The organism is Mesorhizobium australicum WSM2073, assembly GCF_000230995.2.
GTDB lineage: Bacteria > Pseudomonadota > Alphaproteobacteria > Rhizobiales > Rhizobiaceae > Mesorhizobium > Mesorhizobium australicum.
Map to the genome: position 1 here is coordinate 5,645,314 of NC_019973.1, position 17,350 is coordinate 5,662,663.

The window sequence follows — 17,350 nt, forward strand, 5'->3', positions numbered from 1 at the left end:
CCTCAGTCGGCCCAAGGGCACGGCCAAGCGCTCAGCCTCCCTAGTAGAATTCGGCAAAACAGGTAAATCGATTTTTGGGATAGCTGCCATCCAGCCAGCGGATAGGCGAGTTCGTGTTTGACATCGGCGAGACGGACCGTTGATTTCGGCTATCCAGGTCTCCTGACCTTCACCCGTCTCAGAGAATGAGAAAGCCGTCAAATTCGCTACCAATTGCCGCGATTTGCGGCTTTGTTCAGTGCTTTTTCAACTTGCGCGGCCGCGCAGATTGTCCCTGCAAGCTGTCCCTCTTGGGCACCGCCGCGTGTCGCGGAGAGGATCGTCCGGTGGCCGACTTAGTGGCGGAGTGTTCGGCGGTGCGGAGTTTCGGCCGCTGAAATTCAGCCGTGGCAACGTCGCCGAGTTGCCGACGCTGCCGCCGCAACCGGGCTGTGTCGATCTTAGACAAGGCCGAATGCCAGGCTCTGTCGATGGCCCTAAGGATCATTTGCATTGCTACCTTCCTCTGCTGCCCAGCGCATTCGCTTCGTCTGCGTCAGTCGATTTGGGATCGTGCATCAAAGTTCGATGCCGATGCGAATCGGGTGGCTATCAGCCCCATTTTTGGCTGCCTATGCAAGCAGGCGGACGCGTTATGTCATCTTATGCCTCATGGCTCGGATCACCTTGTCGAACTCTTGCGGGGGTCGAAGGCACCCCGCACCTGCGCATGGCTACCATGAAAGTCACGAAACGCTGGGCCCACTCCTTTGCCGACCGATGCTCCAAGAGATGCCCTCGCGCTGCACCAGGCCGGAAACCTCTTTGCCGACATGCCGCTCGAGCACCGGCCGCCATGGTACGAGCGTGAACTCTCGCGATTTCTCGATAACGGCGTATTTGCCGCTGGCGAGTTCAACTGACCGGCGGAGCGTGCCCACTACGCGATGACCGGCCCGCGTTTCGGCATAGGACAGGCCAAGCTCTTCCGACAGTTGACCGGCAACACGGTTCAACTCCCGCTGGCGGAGGATCGAAATCATGTTGGCGCGATAGACGATCCGATCCTGCTCCTGATCGGCAAGGCCCTGCGCGATCAGCCACTGCTGTCGGCGGCTCCGCGCCTCCTGCATCTCACGGCCGAAGCCCGAGTTACGTAACCTCTCTGATGCCTCGGAGACAAGCTGGCTGTCGATCCAGGTCGCGCCGTCAAAGCCAACCTGCCGCTCCAGCGGCATCGAAGAGAGCTTGTCGACCGTGACAGGCTGGGTCCTCGCCTGCTGGCGCTCGTAGGCGGCTACACGATCGAGATGATCCGGCGCGATGATCCAGGTGCCATCGGGCTCGCGCTCGACGCCCCCGGTAGCGCGCCGGATTGCCTCCAGCCGGCGCACATGCGTTTCGGCGAAGCGGTCGGTGGAGGTCGGATCGTGCTTCAGATGAATGTCGATGTTGTAGCGGCCGTGATGGGCAGCCGCGATTTCGGCCACCGTGCGGTCAACCAGCCTGGGCTCTGTGTTCCTCGGCGCGACACGCACGATGCAGCCGTCGGGCGTCGGCTCTGTCGCCTCGCCTTTGCCGATGTTGATGTATCGGGTTTTGCCATCCACACCGTCGACGATGAGGTAATGCCGGTCGCTGAGCTCGTCGGCCAGCCCGCGCGCGACAACGCGGCCGACGACAGGGGCGGCCTGCTCGCCCGATCCATCTTGGATCACGCAGTCGGCGGCACTGCGGGAGATCCCCCTGCCCGTCAGTTCGCGATGCAAGGTCTTGATGATGTCGCCGCGTTCGCCGATGCGGCGCAGCGTCGCTTCAAGCCCGTCATCGAGCCGCCAGCGGCCCGGGGCGATCTCTTCGGCCAGATGCATCCGCTCGAGCTTGCGCAGGCGCCCCTGATGCAAGGTCTGTCGAAACGCATCGCGGCTATCCGGTGACACGAGCCCACTCTCGTCACGCAGCTGCAGCAGGCGGCGGTCGATGCTGGTGAAGCGTTCCTGCTGCATTTCCTGACGCAGGCGGTGCTCGATCTCGTGGTCGGTGCGCGGACCGAGATCGAGGCTGACCAGCTCGGCAGCGCGCTCGCGGATGCCGCTCGAGATGTATTCGCGCGCTATGACGAGATTCTCACCGCGATCGTCCTTGCCACGCACGATGATGTGGGTGTGCGGATGGCCGGTATTGAAATGGTCCACGGCAACCCAGTCGAGCTTCGTGCCGAGATCCTCCTCCATCTGTGCCATGAGCCGCCGCGTCAGTGGCTTGAGGTCGTCGAATTCGATGCCGTCCTCGGGTGCGACGATGAAGCGGAATTGATGGCGATCGCCATCGGCACGATCGAGGAAGTCCTTGCCGGCGACGCGATCGCTGTCGGCGCCATAGAGCCGGCCAGGCGCGCCCTCCCGGGTGACGCCGTCGCGCTGGATGTAGCGCAGATGCGCACGCGCCCCGTCCGCGCTCTTGCCGGCCAGCTTGACGACACGCGCCTTGACGACGACCCGGCGCTGGCGGAAGGCTGCATGGCGATCGCGTGATTTCAGCAGCGCGGCCGTCGCCCCACCCCGGCCTATCCGGCTGCCCGCGAAGCGGCCACCACGCTGGGGCCGGCCACCAGCTCGGTTGATCGCTGCCCGGACCTGGCCGACAAAGCGTTTGCCGGCCTTCGAACCCCGGGAGCCAATCTTCCCGAGCTTCGGTCTGAACTCGTCATCCTGCATGCTTGGCCTGCGCCTGGAACAGAGTCGAATCAGCCATTTGCGCTCCGAAGTTCTCCTGACGCTGGAGGGTGCCTCCGGCAAAAATGATGTGCAGACAAACACTTCGCCGCCTCTTGGAGGGGGTGTCTTTATCTTGCCTTCCGCGCCCCACCCCTTCGGACGCGTCCGGCCCCCCCCTTTGCTAGCGTTCCGGCTCCTTGACCTGTGCGACGTCGCTTCCCAGCGGCACGAAGAGATCGCCGTTTCGCGCGCCGGCGCGATCACCATTTTGCGGGAAAAACAGCGAGCGCCCCGAGGGTGCATCTTGCCTGCTTGGAGCGACAGATTTGCCCTTGAACTGCTCGATGTCGGTTCCCGAAACTCCGGCCGCCCGGAGCTGCTTGAGGTAATCGACGGTCTCTTTCGGCAGCGGCGTGCCGCGCTTCAGATGCGCCTGGTAGCGCTCGGGTCCGGCGTTGTAAGCGGCAAACAGACCGGGGAACCCGAAGCGGTCATACATGGCCCGAAGATAGGCAGTGCCGGCCAGAATGTTGTCGCGCGGATCGTGGGGATCGGCGCCCAGTCCGTATTGCGCACGCATGTCCTGATAGGTTTCCGGCATCACCTGCATGAGGCCCATGGCACCGGCGCGCGAGGTGATCGGCCGGCCGTGGAGCATCGTCTTGCCGCTGCTTTCGGCATCGATCACCGCGTAAATCCAGGCCTCGGGAACACGGAAACGCTTGCTTGCTTCGCCTGTGAACTCATGCCACCTTCGAAGTTGCGGACTTTGGGAGATGGCGACCGGCTCAGCGCCGGTCGAGGCGGAACAGGCGCATGGCGCGACAGCGATCATGCCAAGCATCAGGAGGGCTACTCGGTCCATAGCGGCGCGAGCCTCCCGATGATGTTGGCGGCTCGGACCGGCCCGAAATAGCGGCTGTCGAAAGAGCGCGGTGCCTCGCCGTTCAGCACGAAGAATTCGTCGTCAGCGAGCGCGCGGCAGCCGCTCCACCATGGCAGCGGACGGCCTTGGGTGTCGGTTGCGAGCCGACGTGCGACGATCTTGCCGCCGATGATGATCGCCTCGTTGAAGGCGCAGACACGTTCGTGCGGCAGCGCGGCAATGTGCTTTACAAGGGGAACGCCGTTCGGGAGATAGCCGCGTTCGGCAGCAAGGCCGGCAATGGCATCCGGTGCGCCGGCGAGCACCAGGTCGCCGCGTGCTGGCGCTCCCGCCATGACGCGATAGAGGCCGACCGGCGCGCTCGCCGAGGCGTTCCAGATCAGCCAGGGCGACGGGTTTGCAAGCGGGCCGAAGGCAATCAGGCCAAGGGCAATCGCGGTCGCGGCGATCGCCCTTGTCGCCCGGACACGGCGCAGGCGGCTGCCGGTCAGACGGATGACAGGAGGCCGGCTCATGAGCGGCCTCCATCGTTGGAATGGGTGTGGTTCTGGCGGCCTTTCGACCAGTCGTCGAGCTCATCGATGTGGTAGCGGACGTAGCGGCCATGCTTGCGGAATTTCGGGCCGCCGCCGTTGAGCCGCATTTTTTCCAGCGTGCGCTGGGAGAGCCCTATGTAGAAGGCGGCTTGGGCTGTGTTGAGAAATGGACTGCCCTTTTTGGCGCGGGCGGCGCGTTCGTTTTCGTTGTCCATGATGATCCTCGTTTGGCTTGCGAGCCAGGCGAGGATGGGCGGGCGAGGTCGTCTTGGGGACGGGCGAAGAGTTGGGGGCGAGTTTTCGCCGCTCCTCGGCAAGAGCCCCGCGCCGGCTGCGGCGCGGGGCTCGGGTCGGCCGGATCAGTCGGCCGGGTTCCAGATGATGGCGTAGGTGTCGTCATCGTCCTGGCCGGCGGCGCGGCCCAGATTGGCGTAGAGCTTGCGCGGTCCGAACTCCGGCGCTGCAATCGACAGGCTCACATAATCCTTGCCTGACGTCTCACCGGTGCGGATCCAGCCGGCGCCAACTTCGACCCCTTGCGTCAGCACCCGGTAGTCGGGATGGTTGTCGGCGCTCTTGGCCTGGTTGGGGATGATGTCGATGTCGGCGCGGACGCTGAGGGTCTTGAGCTGGCCCTTGTAGGCGCCGTTTTCCTGCTTGTTGACGTAACCGATCGCGGTCATTTCGAAGTCTCCTTTTGCTGTCGCCGGGGACCATCCCCTGCGATGGCTGACCGTGATGGACGCGTCCGGAGCGCCTGAACCCGACAGGGCCGCAGCGCCAGCGGAGGACCCGAGCCGGCGGCTTTTTTGAAGCGGAGCGGCGCGAGGAAGCCGCCGCAGGCGGCGGGGAAAAAAGCTGCTGGCGAGGGTTTCGGGCGGCCGGACCCGTCCATAGGTCGATAAGCCAGCCGCAGGGGATGGTCCTGGAGGGAGCATGGAGTTCGTGGCAAGCGCGGTCGCTGCAGCCAAGCCAGGAGAGGCGGGAATTGGAGGACTGCGGCTGATGCCGTGCCGTGCCGATTGAGATCGTGCCCAGGGGTCGGGCGCCGGAGCAGGCTCCGACGGGCTGATCGAGCCGCGGGATTAAGGTGATTTGCCCGGCTGGATTCTGCCGCGGGAAGGCGGCGGCAAAGGTCACGAAAATGCGGCCATTGCGACCGGGGTACGATGCCGAGCGGCGGCCACTTTGGAGGCCGCCGCCCAGCCTGACGTCTATTGGCAGCCGAACAGGGACCGGACCCGGGCCCATTGATCGGCGGTGCGCAAGCCGCCTCGATCCGTGTAGCTTTCGACCGGGAATTTCATCCAGCGCGGCAGCCAGGCCTCGACCTTTTGCCTGCCGTTGTCGCCGCACAGAAAGTCGCGGATGATTGTCTTTTGCGTCTTCACCTTTTCGGCGACATTGCCGTCCGCGACATGCTTGCCGCCGATTTCGGCAAGCATGGAATTGGCAATTTCCTTGTCGCGCAACAGATCGAAGAAGGCGTCGTCCGGTTGCCAGCAAGCGGCGGTGTCGACAGTGAGATGATTGCCGAGCGCCTCGATGACGGCGCTGCCGGCTTCGAGCGTCTCGGCCATGACGATGCCGAGAACGCGCATCACATCGTCGTCGGACAGCGTCAGGAGATGCGAAAACAGGCGTGCCGTGCCGAAGTCGCTGCCATTGCGGCCAGCGACCGCGCCACCCTCGTCCGGTTCCCCAAGCAGCGCCAGGACCTCACGCCGCTTATCCGTGAAGGTGGCCTCGGCCTTGCAGGCTGACAGGCTTGCCGCCACGATCTCGTTGGCGGCGCGCTGCGGCTCGGTGCGCACCTGCCACAGGCTGGAGCCGGCGATCGCATGCGCCACCATCAGGCGAAGGGCTGCGGCCGGACGGTCAAGGAGCGCCAAGCGCACGATGGCATGGCGGTGCAGATCGACATAGTTCTGCATCGGTCCGGTGAGTTCGCGCCGCGAGGGTTTATCCGGAGTCTCGGCCTCTGCGGTCTCGCTTTGATCGCGGGCGCGGCGGGCTTCCTTGCGCGACAGCCAGCCCTCGTGACACCCGACCTCGCCGCGATGCGAGACTGATATAAAGACCTTGCCGCCCTTCTTCTTCGGCGTCTTTTCGTGGTCCCATGCGTGGAAATGTTGACCCGGTTCGAGCACGATCACTTCGCTCCACCCGGCCCCAAGATAGGCATCGCGCCTGGCGGCTATCGCCTCATTCTGCTTGAGCCAGAACAGGTCGGCGTCGGCAAAATAGCTTTCCTCGCCGAACAGATCGGAGACGATCAGGCCGGGATAGTCCTCGATGGCAAACAGCGCCACCTTGGTCGAGATCGACTGGCCGCCGAACAACCACTGCTTCAATTGCCAGCCGCGCGGCGCGCGGTTGTCGGGATCGGCAAAGAGCGCCAGCCAGTCCTTCTGCTGCGCCTTGGAGGCCATGGTGAGGTGGCGGACCGTCTCGGCGTCGATTTCCTCGCGGCGATAGGCTTCGCGAATCCTGGGCAGAAGCTCGCCAAGCGCCAGAATGCGCTTCACCTGATGCTCGGTAAGGCCGAAAGTGGCCGCGATATCGGCAATGGTGCGACCTTCCTTGATGAGGCGGGAGAAGGTTTCCCATTGCGAGACCTCGTCGGGATCGAGGCGGGCGATGTTTTCGATGAGGGAGGCTTCGAGCGCGTCGGCGTCGTCGCCATCCTCCATGATGGCGCATGGCAGCGGCTCGGCCTCGCCGCGCTCGTCGGCAAGGGTCTTGGCTGCGAAATAGCGTCGCCGTCCGGCGACGATCTCGAAGGTGTCGGGCGAGCCGTTGGGCCGCACCAGAAGCGGAACAAGGACGCCGCGCGCGCGCACCGAGGGCAGGATGTCGGAAATGTCGGGCGCGCGTTTGGAATGCCGCATGTTGGCGGCAGCGACGCTCAATCGGTCGATGGAAACGTGGGCAAGCTGCATGGTCTTTCTCCTTTGCAATGGCCGAAATTGCCTGACCGCGAGGCCGCAGGCCGAGCGGCGCGGCGGTTTTGCGCCGGATGGCGCTATTGTTCCGCCGGGTCGGGCGGAAGCTCGGGAAGGGAAAACGAGAGGGCGGCGGCGGCCTGCCGCAAGAGCCGTTCGGCCTGGGTGATGTGACCGCATAGGCGAGCGGCTTCGGCATAGACCGAGAGCGGAAACCGCGCCTTGAAATAAAGGTCGCGCTCGATGCCGAGGCCAAGTGGCCCCTTGACGGCCTGGAGCTCGGCAAGGCTGACGCTGCCGAGTTCGGGCAAGCCCAATGCGAGATCACAGAGGCCGAAGAGTGCATCGCCATTGGCGTCGAGCTCGCTCAGGAGCCAGGTGGCGGCGCCCAGCGGATTGAACAGTTTCACGACCGGAGAATGGTCGGCTTCGGTGTCGGCAGCGCCATTGGCGAGCAGAAGAAGGCGCAGTTCGTCAGGGATCAGGATCATTGCGGAGTTCCTTCAAAACGGTTCGTGATTGACGGCGGGTTGACCAACAGGCCGGTATCGAGGGTTTCCGCGCCGCGCGGTCGCACCGCGCGCCGTCAGAAGCGCAAGGCTCTCGCGTAGGGAGACGAAGCGCGCTCATGCGGCGATCTCGGCATGCGCCTCGCCTTCGACCTCGGCATTGAAGCCGAGCAGGAGATCGGCGGCTTTCGAGGCATGGCTGGCGGCGCGGAAGATGGCGCGATTGTCCTCGCGCAGCACGCTCAGCCACGAGCCGATATAATCGGCATGGCGCACGGTCGGCTCGATGCCCATAGTGCTGCAGACGAAGGCTGCGCAGATTTCAGCGACCAGTTCCTCGCGCGCGTATGCCTTGGTGCCGAACGAGCCGGAGAGGTCGCGCGCAAGGCGCGTCGGGTGGCCGGTCCAGTGGCCAAGCTCGTGAAAGCAGGTCCGGTAATAGTTGATCTGCTGAAAGAAGGCCGGTTGCGGTGGCACCTGAATGAAGTCGCTGCCCGGCATGTAGAAAGCGCGATCGCCGCCGATGCGGACATCCGCGCCGGTTGCACGAATGAGCGCCTCGGCCTGCGGGATGATCTGGCGCTGCGGCAGCGGATCGGCGGCGGCATGGAGATGTTCGGGCAGGTTCTCGCACTGCGCGACGTTAAAGACGGTGAACCGCTTCAGGTAAGGCACCGCCTGTGGTTCGTCGCCATCGGCCTTGGCGCGTTCCTTTTCGTTTTGCGGAACAAAGCGGTCGGCGTGAACGATGGTCGTTCCGCGCTCGCCTTTCCTGACATTGCCGCCAAGGGCCAGCGCCTGCCGGAAGGTCAGCCAGTTCTGGCTGGCATAGCTGCGCTCGATGACCGCGCCCCACAGGATCAGGATATTGATGCCGGAATAGCGGCGCTCGGTTGCCGCATTCCTGGGCAGGCCGAGGCCTGCCTTTGCGCTTCCCCAGGGCTTGACCCATGGCACGGTGCCGCGCTCGAGCTCGGCAATGATGCGGTCCGTGATCTCTTGATAAAGGCTGGCGCCTGCGCGCCCGCCCCTGCTTGCGCCAGCCTTTCGGCAGCCGGAACGTTTGTTGGTTGAACGCATGCCCTGGTCCTCCGCTCGCCAAATCGCGCCCTCCCCCGGAAGCGGGGTGGGCGGCGAAAACGACCGCAAAGGCCCGCCGTGAGAGGCGGACCGCATCCGAAGGACCGGAACGCAGAGGAGGACCCGAAGCGCAGCGAAGGGTTGCGGGATGCCGCGGCGGGCCTAGAAGGGAGAGCCGCCCACCGCGCGCACCCGGGGACGGCCTAAAGACAGACCACGCCGGCCGATCGGCCGGCGGCCGTGCGCAGCCGAAAGGCTGCCCAAGCCAGGGGGCGAAGCCGGATGGCCGAGACCGCCTGAGCCTTGCGAAAAAAAAGCGGGCTCGGTGCACGAGCACCCGGCGCGCGCCTTCAGGCGCGCGGGATTCAGGACTGGTGGTCGGCACCGCAGCTGATGTGATACCATCGATCCTTGCGCCTGGACGCGTGGATATGGTCGACGCCGCAGAGCCGTGAATTTCCACCTCTCGGCGCCCCTTGCCGCGTAACGGAGAGAGCGTCCAGGAGCGAGATCGCGGCCCTAGCCGCACGCCGGGAGACGGCGCCATGTTCGGCGTCGCGCTCGCGCCCCGCGTTACGGTCTGGTCAAGAAGCCAACCGCGAATAAGGCGCTCAGGAGCACATCAAAACCCCAGCTCCCAAAGACGATCCCGAGACCCTCAGTCAGAATGGCACTTTTGCAGCTGTCGAAGATCGTACCTTCGCCTAGGCGCGGGCATCAGCAATGGAGCGTTGCAGTCGGGCCATCCCCACTTCCCCTGGGATTACTTCGTCGCCGACCACCAACGCCGGTGTGCCCTCGATATACAGATCTTTGGCGAGTGCGAAATTGCGTGTGATGGCATTTGCGATGGCTGGGTCTTGCATGTCCCGCTTCAGCTGCTCGAGATCGAGGCCCACCCGCTCTGCAACGGCTAAGGTGGTGCGCTGGTTGAGGAAGCCGGGGAAAGCCATGAGGGCGAGATGGAACGCCTGATACTTCCCCTGTTTGTGCGACGCGAGCGCTGCGCGCGCTGCAAATTTGGATTCTGGCCCCAGGACTGGGAGTTCCTTGAACACAAGCTTCACATTGGGATCATTGCTGAGGGCCTCCTGTAGATCGAGAGCTGCCGCCCGGCAAACGCCGCAGTTGTAGTCGAAGAATGAGACCACAGCGATATCGCCATCCGGATTGCCCGCAATTGGCGAGGCTGGGTCGTTGAGGAGGGCGTCGCGCCGCTGTGGAATGCGTATGCGCAAGTCAGCCGCTATCAGGCGTTGGTCCTCCACACATTGCAGGTCCTCGGCCGTATCCAGATGTTGTTTCAGCGCTCCCAGCGCGAACAAAGCGAGGGCCAACAAAACGATTACTGTGACAAGGGCGGCATTCAGCCTGGACATGGGTGGGCTCCAATCAAACATGAACGGCAGGACGCCCGCGGCGCCGGCACCCCCGGCACGTTGCGGCGCTTCTCCCGTCGCGGCTCTCCGGTCAAGCGCCGCACCCCCCGTGTCGCAATTCCCGTGCCATCGCCGCCCGCAGCAGGAGCTCACGCAGCGCTGCGCTGCGGAAAGCGTGGGCCGTCGTGCATTGAACATCACTGTGGCTCACAACTGTGGCTCACAGCTGACTTCGTAGGCTGGGTGGCCTCGCTCGACGGGCGCACCATAAGATGGCGCAACCGGCGGCGGTTTCGCGACATAAGGTCGGGAACCGTTCAAACAATTGGCGGGGGATTTGTCGGCGCTTCCTGTGCACTTTGCAGAAAATAGGTCTGGGAAATTTCACAGAGCGCGGCCACAAAACTCGAACGGCAGCCGAGTCCTCCACTGTGGCTCGCTTTGCAAGCGCTAGTTCATCTCCGGCCCGGGGAGCCACTTATTCCAGAAATGCCTTGAAACCCAAGGACTCCAAGGGTTTCCATTCCCCAGAGATACACCGCGAGATACACTGCGGGGTAGAGGCTGCGCCCAAGGACAAGGCTGAGCCGGACAAAGACAAGCGCCGATCTTTCACATTGGATGAGGCTGCCGCCATCTTGGCCCGCCTTGTGTCACACGCCAAGACCGACCTCCAGCACATTTGGCGCATCTTAAAGGGACTGGATGTCGCCTCGCCGAGGTCTCAGGTTTGCGGGTTGCAGACGTGCATCTCGAACATGCCATCCCGCACAGCCCGTGGAGCTGGCAAAGCGCTCAAAGCAACCGAGGCCGTCTCAGGGTTCAGGACGCCTTATCCACACCAAGGGCGAGGCGTCGGTGGACAGCTCGTCGAGCCGCAGACGAACGACACAGCCAAACCCTCTGACACCAACACGTCGCCAACATCGCGACCATCGGCAAAGAGCAAGCCACAGCGTCGGCCGTAGTTGCACTTGTCGGTGCCCTCAGTGCCTGCTGGGCAGGAACATGGGACCATCTTCAGCTCCAGCTTCGCCTCAGCAACCAACTCTTTGAGGCGCGCCTTCGCTCGACGCCCAAGGTCTCTCTCAGAGTCGCACCTTGGCTCGATGCTTTCGGGCGCGTTAAAGCCGACAAGCCGGGTTCCCTTCGCGGCACCATTGAGCCGAATAGTATCGCCATCCGTTATCGTGAACTGGGTTCTGGCAAGCGGCACCCACTCCGATCCGCCGGACCTCGCGAAGGATGGCATGCTGGGCCAGGTAACGTGACCACCCCTAATGATGAAGGAGTAGATTAAGGAGCCAACGATCAGAGCCAAAGCGATCCCAAAGGTTCTAGCAAACCTGGCTGCCAAATAACGAGCTTCGCGGGCGAGTGGGCTTCGCCAGCGGCGCGTTTGCCATCGCGGGGACGATGGGGGCCTATCCGAGCGAGATTGTGGCGATGCGTTGGCGTTTGGCGGCGCGGGGCCTATGATCTCGTAAAGCTTTGCCCATTGCTTCGCGCTCAGCCGCGTGCGCGGGCCGTACTTCACCAATCGGTCACGCATGTCGAGCAGGAATTGGCGCTGCCATTGGGTGAAGTGGCCGCGAACCAATGCAGCCTCGATACGGGACTTCAGATCGTCCTCAGGCTGCATTTCCGCTGCCCCATTCCCCCAATCACATTACTAGGCAGCCGGCTTGGTGTGAATAGGCACTCAACCACTCGGCGGGAAGCAACGCAACGTGTCCCAGTGCGCCCTCAACCTCCAGCAGGGAGAACTCGCGGGGCTGCCTGAGGGATAAACGTGACGGACATGGGACCCCCCAGAGCAGCGAGGAACTTACTCGGAACGATCGTGTGTGATGCGAGTTAACCATCCGAAGCGGTCGATCCTCGGATGTAGCCGCTCAAAGAGCCCGCTGCCTGTTCCCTCCGGTGGCGGGTCTTTCCTTTCCTACAAAGACCGAAGCATCCCCTGCTCCTTAGCAGCCTCCTCGAAGGCCTTCTGGACATCTTGGGGTGACGCTCGGTCCTCGAAGCAGTCGATGCAGAGCTGCACCGCCTTGTTCCACTTCGGTCCCCTCTCGGGCCACTTCATGAGTTCCTCAGCAGCAGTCTCGACGTTGCTGACGCCCAGCGTGATGCCGACCTTCTCGGTTCTGACGGGGACCACAGGGCTGAACCAATGGAGTTCCATCAGATGAACCTACGGTGGGAGAGCCTGCACTTGAGGTCTTCGGCATTCAGTAGGTCGACCAGATCGTCGGCATATTCCCTATTGAGGCCTATCGCTGGCCAACCATCAGGCGAAACCGGCTGCCCGGTGAACACGTCGAACACCGTCCAGGTCCCGTCTTGGTCTCTCCTCAGGTCGTACCTCAACTGCCTCATCAGGGTAATTTAGGGTTTCCTGATGAGCCACTTCAATGGCGTCGAGCAATGAGGCTAGAGTTGGCGGCAGCTCAGGTTCAACTTCCAACCTGAAGGCTTTCCGAACCTGACGGCGGTTGTCCTCGTTTCGTATGAGTTCCTGAAGAGAGTCGGCAACAGTCTTGTGGCCGGCTTTGTCGCGCTTCGCCATAGGGAGTCCCCATGAGTTTGGCGCCTATAACTTATGGTCCGATTGGCTCCCCTTTGGGGGCACGTTTCAGTTCGTACCTTGGCTCCATGGGGCGATACGTTGTGCTTCCGATCCAACTCGTCAAGCATGGACCGATGCTCCTCGGTCATATCCCAATCTGCTGGGAGGTTCAGCAGTTGGCGGATTTGATGGCGCAGTGTCTCTGAAGTAATCCACGTCCGAATGAGACGCGATGTAGCCTGCTGTTGCTCGGGAGAAAGCTCTTCCATGGTCGGCCCGCACGGTTAGCACCGAGCCAAACCTTTGGTGACCTTAATGGTTCCCGAAGAACAGGACTGCCTGAAGAGATTGGAGCAGCAGCTACTCCGCCGCCACCGATTGGAAAAGATCATCGCCGCGAAGGCCTGTTTTGTAACGTGCAATCAGGCGTTCCGCAGCCGTCGTAGCTTCAGGGCTTTCGCGGTCCATCCCGCGCACCTCACAGAGCATATCGAACAGCCCCTGGAGGAGGGACAGTTCCTAATCGTGCAGGTCGAAGAGAACGCCCTTTCCAGTTCTTGCAGCTATTTGGACCACCTTTTCACACAGTGGGTTGTCGTTGCCCAATTCGTCCAGCTCGTCCTTAAGGTCAGGGCGCTTCGTTCGGATAAACGCGACGGCCTTCTTAAGGGAGACGATTTCGCCCTGAATGGCCTGGTCTATGGCTTGCTGTATGACGTCGTCGGACTTCAACAAGCGTTCCATCCGCGTGACCTCCCAATCCCCTCTCAGCGACAATATTGGGAGGACCTGCTGAAAAACCAAATCACATTATGGGATCGGAATATTTGGTAAAAAAATCTGAGCGGCTGATCGGATAACTGGCCCGCGCCTAGACCCCCCGTCCCCTCTCGATCCACCACACACGGGGCGGCGAGGTCGCAACCAAGCCCCACACTTCTCCTTACGTCGAGGCATTCCAGGGCGGGATGTTCAAGGCATTCCAGGGCGGGATGTTCAAGGCATTCCAGTCGCGACGATTATGACGAGGCCGATGGATACCAAGAGGAGGACGACGATCATGACGATCTCAACGACGCTTCCGCCATTGCCAAGTTTGTTGTCTTCCATCTCGCGTTCCTGTTTGCGCAAAGATATCCTGTCCCAGATCCCTGTTGGTACGAGACATTAGGAGACGTTCAGATGGACCTCATTGTGACCCTGGACAGCCGGCAAGAGGCTGCCCTTCAAGCCGTCGCCGAGAAAAATTCGTTGCCGTACACAAGGGCGACTTGATGAAGGCCCTCAAGGAAATGATCATCCTCAACGGGCACCTTCAGGACCGCCTTGACGCGATCACTGCACCACGCCGCGCGACACGCTAGGAGGGACCGCAATGGCCACGATGCACCTAGACGCTGAATCGAAAGCGGAATTGCACTTCGAAGCGGAGAAGCTTATCGCCCGCTACGAAAGCCCTCTTGAGACCGTGAAGGCGCTTATGGCCCACAACTGCGAGCTTGAGACCCAAATCATTGCCCTCGCTCACAGGTATCCGGGGCTCGTGGCGATCAGCTTTGACCCTACACCGCCTGTGTTGGGATGAAAGTGGCGTCGCTCAATGCATGACCTTATCGCTTTCATTGGAAGCAACTCTGCGCTGGTAGTGGCCAACCCGGCAGCCTTTGCCACGTTTGCCGTGCTGTTCGCAGGCGGTGGGTTTGCTGTCGAGCGGTATTTGCTGACTGAGCGCATCGCCAATCTGGAAAGCAGAATTGCCAGACGGCGCTCTTTCCCAATGAGCCTGAGCCCTCACCTCTCATCGGGGCTTGGCCGAACGGAAAGATTGCATATCAGATAATTTGTTCCCACAGCAGAAAGCACCGAAGTTGATCGTCGTCACCGCCTTCGACCGCGATGAGACTGGGGACCTTCAGCCCGTTTTTGGGCCTGCCGAACGGCAGACGGAGGATCGGGCGATTAGGACCGCGAAGGGTCTAGCGGGGAAGCATACCGGCGTCATTGCGTGGTCGCGTGATGCCAACCCTTCGCTTGGTGAATACGGGGAGCCGACGACCCTCTTTATCGGCGGCGACGTGCCGGACATGGAGTAAACTTTCTCTCTTTACACTGGCATAGTAGCAACGCCCTGAAATGCGCATTGCTTTTTGAGGCCTCCCTGATAAAAATGTTAAAGGGGCTTAGGGGGGAATTATGACAGAACAATTAGGGCCAAAGTCTACGCTGCCTAGCGCGGCAGGAGAAATTTCGAACTCAGTTTCCAACGTTCCGCCGCATCCTTTGGATGGTTCTTGGCATCTGAACATTGAGGCTCAGAATTATGGTCCCTACACCGGCCATGAACTTCGCAGTTTCGCGAAGGAGGGACGAATAACTGAGAATACACAGGTAGTCCCCGTCGGCGGGACGGCTTGGAAGGCTGCCAAAGACCATGTTCTCGGTATTCGAACACGTTAGAGTTACACCCCTACCACCTGCTCGGACAAATTCGGACAGCCGGGTCAGTGCTGCCGAGGGTGCCACCATTGTCCAAGTGACAAACAACATCGGACCTCAGCCGGGCTATGCGTTGCGAGTGTCCTCCTGGACGGCACCGCAGCCAACAAATCGGCTGGCGTTGCGCTCATCCTATCGCTTCTCATCTGCGGTCTCGGGCAATTCTACAACGGCCAGATAGGTAAGGGCATTCTCATGTTTGTCCTCACAATAGCGCTCTGGTTTGTCTTTCTGGGATGGATCATTATGATTTGGTCTGCAGTCGACGCTTACAAGACTGCAAAAGCGATGAACCTCCGCTATCACATGCTTCTCGCCGGGGCCTCGCCGATCTCCACGAGAGGTTGATGTGGCTTCGGATCATAGGAATTTGAGGTCCGCAACAGGCTCGTGCCCGTCTTGCTTTGGCGAAACCCTTGGCGGGGTCAGCACCTGTCCGACTTGTGGCGCAGTCCTATCGTTGGAATTGGCGGTTCAGGATGCCAAGCAGGCGGGATTGAAGAGGCTGTCTCCAATCTTGGCTAGCATTAGAAGCGATCCGGTTTCGATGTTGGCATGGGTCCTGAGCATCATTCCATTTCTTGTGGTACCGCCGACGCTTGCAATTTTGGTAGCGCTCTACACCAACAAATCCGACAACGAGCAGAGGAGATGGCTTTATGCGGTGGCCGCGCTCAACATTTGCCTGAGCCTGTACTTCTGGTCATGGGCCGGCGATTACGTCATGGATACGAGGTTATCGATACTCGACTGGCTATGGTCGGTTTGGGCACCTCACCCGCGAGCGCCGAGCGTCGGCGTTTGAGGCCTAATTTGGGGGCATGGAATGGATTTCGCTGGCGATTTCATTCGAATTTACTTTTTCGTCAACATCATCGTCTCCATCCTCGTGGTACTCTGGATGATCATGATCCTTTCCCGCTTGGGCGAGATCCGGGATTTCCTCTCATCTGTGGACCGGCAGCTCGCTGGCGGCATGAGTGGACAAGCAACAGCAAGTCCAGGCTCGGCGGATGCCCAATTGGGAAAGCCCCAGACGCAGGGATTGCCACCCCATGTCAAAGCGACCTTCAACTATCAAGGCATGAAGATAGAAGAGACGACAGGCGGGGGCTACATCCTCCATAGCTCAGATGGGTTTGAGCACTTCAATAGTCGCGACGAGCTTCAGAACTTTCTGACGAAGCGATACCCCTCCACCAAATAGTGGGCTGTTTTGAAGGGTCCCTAGCCGGCCTTTCATGCTTGACGTTAGGGCAATGCGAGCATCCGCTCTTCCTTGGCCGCCGCCTCGAACGCCCTACGGGCATCCTGAGGGGGCACATACCTTCAATTGCGGCCATACAGGTTCCCACCGCCTGTCGCCACCTAGGGCCACGCTTGGTCCACTTCAGGAGCTGCTCGGCAACCTCGACGTGGAAGGTCTTGGCGCAACAAATCTGATGGCCTTGATGAAGCCATCCTCAATGGACGGCGAGGAGGTAGGTCAACACCCGATGCAGGACTTGCGTAGGGGTTGCCGTTGCGCTTTCCATCCAGCCTAAGCATAGTCGGGCGAGTAGGCCAGATCGATGGTCGGCCCTATTCAGCTTCGCCGACAGAAGCGGAGCTCAGCAGTCCATCGAAAAGTTGATTGCTCCAAGCTCGGCGCTCACTGAGCAGGCCCTCATACCGCTGGCACTTCCAAGAGATGAGATCGCGGGACATCTCGTCTAGCGACAGAGCGTCTCTCAATCCAAATTCCTGAATTGCGCTCATTCGGCCAGAGGGCGACACCGCGCCCCAAATCAGAATTGCGCCAGCGAAAGGCGTCTTCTGTTTGCAAACCCATGCCTGCAAGTCTTCCGAGGGCCGAGCTGACCGCAGGAAAACGTTGAAAGCCGGCTTTCTGTGATGCTTGAGCTGCTCGGCGTTCGTCAGAATGAAGTATCGGAAGCTTTGGTACTCGATCTCGCACTTCATTTCGGCAACGTACACCGCGTCGGTCTTCCGTTCTCGCAGGGTGAAGTCCAGCGTGTAGCCCCGATCGGTGGTGCTTGTTTTTATCGTAGGGCGCCCGATGTCTTGATAAGGCGATCGCTCGTCATCACACCAAAGCGAGACAATCTTCTCGGAGAATATGCCGAACATTCGCGACAAAAACTTCGCCCGTTCAGCTTCCTCCCGGCCGTCGGGCTTGAAGATCGCGCTCAGCAACTGGCTCATGAATGCAAGGCCGATCCAACGGGTTGTGACCAAGCGCAAGCAAGAGCAC

General features: G+C 61.4%; 19 protein-coding genes. 7 read left to right on the forward strand and 12 right to left on the reverse strand.

Annotated elements, in window-relative coordinates:
- Positions 1–725: 725 nt before the first annotated feature.
- The 11 genes from rlxS to MESAU_RS31590 all read right to left on the reverse strand — a co-directional run bounded on the left by rlxS (position 726) and on the right by MESAU_RS31590 (position 12,600).
- On the reverse strand, positions 726–2,696 hold the full coding sequence (gene rlxS / locus MESAU_RS27200) for a relaxase/mobilization nuclease RlxS (protein ID WP_013533275.1): 1,971 nt from the start codon (positions 2,694–2,696) through the stop codon (positions 726–728).
- Positions 2,697–2,877: 181 nt separating this feature from the next.
- Positions 2,878–3,561: a lytic transglycosylase domain-containing protein gene (locus MESAU_RS27205; protein ID WP_013533276.1), complete on the reverse strand. Its 684-nt coding sequence runs from the start codon at positions 3,559–3,561 to the stop codon at positions 2,878–2,880.
- Positions 3,549–4,097 carry a S26 family signal peptidase gene (locus MESAU_RS27210; protein ID WP_013533277.1) on the reverse strand — a complete coding sequence of 183 codons (549 nt, stop codon included), beginning with the start codon at positions 4,095–4,097 and terminating at the stop codon, positions 3,549–3,551. Before MESAU_RS27210 ends, MESAU_RS27205 begins: the two co-directional genes overlap by 13 nt.
- Positions 4,094–4,333: a helix-turn-helix transcriptional regulator gene (locus MESAU_RS27215; RefSeq protein ID WP_013533278.1), complete on the reverse strand. Its 240-nt coding sequence runs from the start codon at positions 4,331–4,333 to the stop codon at positions 4,094–4,096. Before MESAU_RS27215 ends, MESAU_RS27210 begins: the two co-directional genes overlap by 4 nt.
- 144 nt (positions 4,334–4,477) lie before the next feature.
- Positions 4,478–4,801 carry a DUF736 domain-containing protein gene (locus MESAU_RS27220; RefSeq protein WP_013533279.1) on the reverse strand — a complete coding sequence of 108 codons (324 nt, stop codon included), beginning with the start codon at positions 4,799–4,801 and terminating at the stop codon, positions 4,478–4,480.
- Positions 4,802–5,332: 531 nt separating this feature from the next.
- Complete coding sequence (locus tag MESAU_RS27225; RefSeq protein WP_013533280.1) at positions 5,333–7,060, reverse strand: ParB/RepB/Spo0J family partition protein; 1,728 nt, start codon at positions 7,058–7,060, stop codon at positions 5,333–5,335.
- A gap of 83 nt (positions 7,061–7,143) precedes the next feature.
- The gene (locus tag MESAU_RS27230; RefSeq protein WP_013533281.1) at positions 7,144–7,554 is read right to left on the reverse strand and encodes a DUF2958 domain-containing protein; all 411 of its coding nucleotides are present in this window, start codon (positions 7,552–7,554) and stop codon (positions 7,144–7,146) included.
- A gap of 135 nt (positions 7,555–7,689) precedes the next feature.
- Positions 7,690–8,652 carry an ArdC family protein gene (locus MESAU_RS27235; RefSeq protein WP_013533282.1) on the reverse strand — a complete coding sequence of 321 codons (963 nt, stop codon included), beginning with the start codon at positions 8,650–8,652 and terminating at the stop codon, positions 7,690–7,692.
- A 704-nt stretch (positions 8,653–9,356) separates the two neighbouring features.
- Entirely contained in the window at positions 9,357–10,031 is a 675-nt protein-coding gene (locus MESAU_RS27240; protein WP_013533283.1) for a DsbA family protein, read from the reverse strand.
- Between the two features lie 1,942 nt (positions 10,032–11,973).
- The gene (locus MESAU_RS27250) at positions 11,974–12,216 is read right to left on the reverse strand and encodes a DUF982 domain-containing protein (RefSeq protein WP_013533285.1); all 243 of its coding nucleotides are present in this window, start codon (positions 12,214–12,216) and stop codon (positions 11,974–11,976) included.
- 105 nt (positions 12,217–12,321) lie between these two features.
- Complete coding sequence (locus MESAU_RS31590) at positions 12,322–12,600, reverse strand: hypothetical protein (protein ID WP_164919974.1); 279 nt, start codon at positions 12,598–12,600, stop codon at positions 12,322–12,324.
- A 315-nt stretch (positions 12,601–12,915) separates the two neighbouring features.
- Between MESAU_RS31590 and MESAU_RS31680 the strand changes: the two genes are divergently transcribed.
- The 7 genes from MESAU_RS31680 (at position 12,916) to MESAU_RS27290 (ending at position 16,303) form a co-directional block, all read left to right on the forward strand.
- Positions 12,916–13,434: a hypothetical protein gene (locus MESAU_RS31680; protein ID WP_041163530.1), complete on the forward strand. Its 519-nt coding sequence runs from the start codon at positions 12,916–12,918 to the stop codon at positions 13,432–13,434.
- Positions 13,435–13,975: 541 nt separating this feature from the next.
- A complete protein-coding gene (locus MESAU_RS27270; RefSeq protein ID WP_013533291.1) occupies positions 13,976–14,185 on the forward strand; it encodes a hypothetical protein in 210 nt (69 codons plus the stop codon).
- 15 nt (positions 14,186–14,200) lie between these two features.
- Positions 14,201–14,440: a hypothetical protein gene (locus tag MESAU_RS27275; protein ID WP_041163531.1), complete on the forward strand. Its 240-nt coding sequence runs from the start codon at positions 14,201–14,203 to the stop codon at positions 14,438–14,440.
- Positions 14,430–14,693, forward strand: a complete 264-nt coding sequence (locus MESAU_RS27280; protein WP_041163917.1) for a hypothetical protein — start codon at positions 14,430–14,432, stop codon at positions 14,691–14,693. The genes MESAU_RS27275 and MESAU_RS27280 overlap by 11 nt, the downstream gene beginning before the upstream one ends.
- 100 nt (positions 14,694–14,793) lie before the next feature.
- Entirely contained in the window at positions 14,794–15,057 is a 264-nt protein-coding gene (locus MESAU_RS32415; protein ID WP_085984565.1) for a DUF4339 domain-containing protein, read from the forward strand.
- Between the two features lie 499 nt (positions 15,058–15,556).
- Positions 15,557–15,901: a hypothetical protein gene (locus MESAU_RS27285; protein ID WP_224688052.1), complete on the forward strand. Its 345-nt coding sequence runs from the start codon at positions 15,557–15,559 to the stop codon at positions 15,899–15,901.
- A 21-nt stretch (positions 15,902–15,922) separates the two neighbouring features.
- A complete protein-coding gene (locus MESAU_RS27290; RefSeq protein ID WP_013533294.1) occupies positions 15,923–16,303 on the forward strand; it encodes a hypothetical protein in 381 nt (126 codons plus the stop codon).
- 374 nt (positions 16,304–16,677) lie between these two features.
- On the opposite strand, the gene MESAU_RS27295 is transcribed toward MESAU_RS27290, so the two are convergent.
- Positions 16,678–17,301, reverse strand: a complete 624-nt coding sequence (locus tag MESAU_RS27295; protein WP_013533295.1) for a hypothetical protein — start codon at positions 17,299–17,301, stop codon at positions 16,678–16,680.
- Positions 17,302–17,350 lie beyond the last annotated feature (49 nt).

What these genes read in the sequence shown, in the direction of transcription:
- MESAU_RS27235 (WP_013533282.1), bottom strand. Translation starts at nt 8,652, where the DNA reads ATGCGTTCAACCAACAAACGTTCCGGCTGCCGAAAGGCTGGCGCAAGC.
- MESAU_RS27230 (WP_013533281.1), bottom strand. Translation starts at nt 7,554, where the DNA reads ATGATCCTGATCCCTGACGAACTGCGCCTTCTTCTGCTCGCCAATGGC.
- MESAU_RS27250 (WP_013533285.1), bottom strand. Translation starts at nt 12,216, where the DNA reads ATGGAACTCCATTGGTTCAGCCCTGTGGTCCCCGTCAGAACCGAGAAG.
- MESAU_RS27205 (WP_013533276.1), bottom strand. Translation starts at nt 3,561, where the DNA reads ATGGACCGAGTAGCCCTCCTGATGCTTGGCATGATCGCTGTCGCGCCA.
- MESAU_RS31680 (WP_041163530.1), top strand. Translation starts at nt 12,916, where the DNA reads ATGGTTCCCGAAGAACAGGACTGCCTGAAGAGATTGGAGCAGCAGCTA.
- MESAU_RS27210 (WP_013533277.1), bottom strand. Translation starts at nt 4,097, where the DNA reads ATGAGCCGGCCTCCTGTCATCCGTCTGACCGGCAGCCGCCTGCGCCGT.
- MESAU_RS27270 (WP_013533291.1), top strand. Translation starts at nt 13,976, where the DNA reads ATGGCCACGATGCACCTAGACGCTGAATCGAAAGCGGAATTGCACTTC.
- MESAU_RS32415 (WP_085984565.1), top strand. Translation starts at nt 14,794, where the DNA reads ATGACAGAACAATTAGGGCCAAAGTCTACGCTGCCTAGCGCGGCAGGA.
- MESAU_RS27225 (WP_013533280.1), bottom strand. Translation starts at nt 7,060, where the DNA reads ATGCAGCTTGCCCACGTTTCCATCGACCGATTGAGCGTCGCTGCCGCC.
- MESAU_RS27290 (WP_013533294.1), top strand. Translation starts at nt 15,923, where the DNA reads ATGGATTTCGCTGGCGATTTCATTCGAATTTACTTTTTCGTCAACATC.
- rlxS (WP_013533275.1), bottom strand. Translation starts at nt 2,696, where the DNA reads ATGCAGGATGACGAGTTCAGACCGAAGCTCGGGAAGATTGGCTCCCGG.
- MESAU_RS27240 (WP_013533283.1), bottom strand. Translation starts at nt 10,031, where the DNA reads ATGTCCAGGCTGAATGCCGCCCTTGTCACAGTAATCGTTTTGTTGGCC.
- MESAU_RS27220 (WP_013533279.1), bottom strand. Translation starts at nt 4,801, where the DNA reads ATGACCGCGATCGGTTACGTCAACAAGCAGGAAAACGGCGCCTACAAG.
- MESAU_RS27215 (WP_013533278.1), bottom strand. Translation starts at nt 4,333, where the DNA reads ATGGACAACGAAAACGAACGCGCCGCCCGCGCCAAAAAGGGCAGTCCA.
- MESAU_RS27275 (WP_041163531.1), top strand. Translation starts at nt 14,201, where the DNA reads ATGCATGACCTTATCGCTTTCATTGGAAGCAACTCTGCGCTGGTAGTG.
- MESAU_RS27295 (WP_013533295.1), bottom strand. Translation starts at nt 17,301, where the DNA reads ATGAGCCAGTTGCTGAGCGCGATCTTCAAGCCCGACGGCCGGGAGGAA.
- MESAU_RS31590 (WP_164919974.1), bottom strand. Translation starts at nt 12,600, where the DNA reads ATGGCGAAGCGCGACAAAGCCGGCCACAAGACTGTTGCCGACTCTCTT.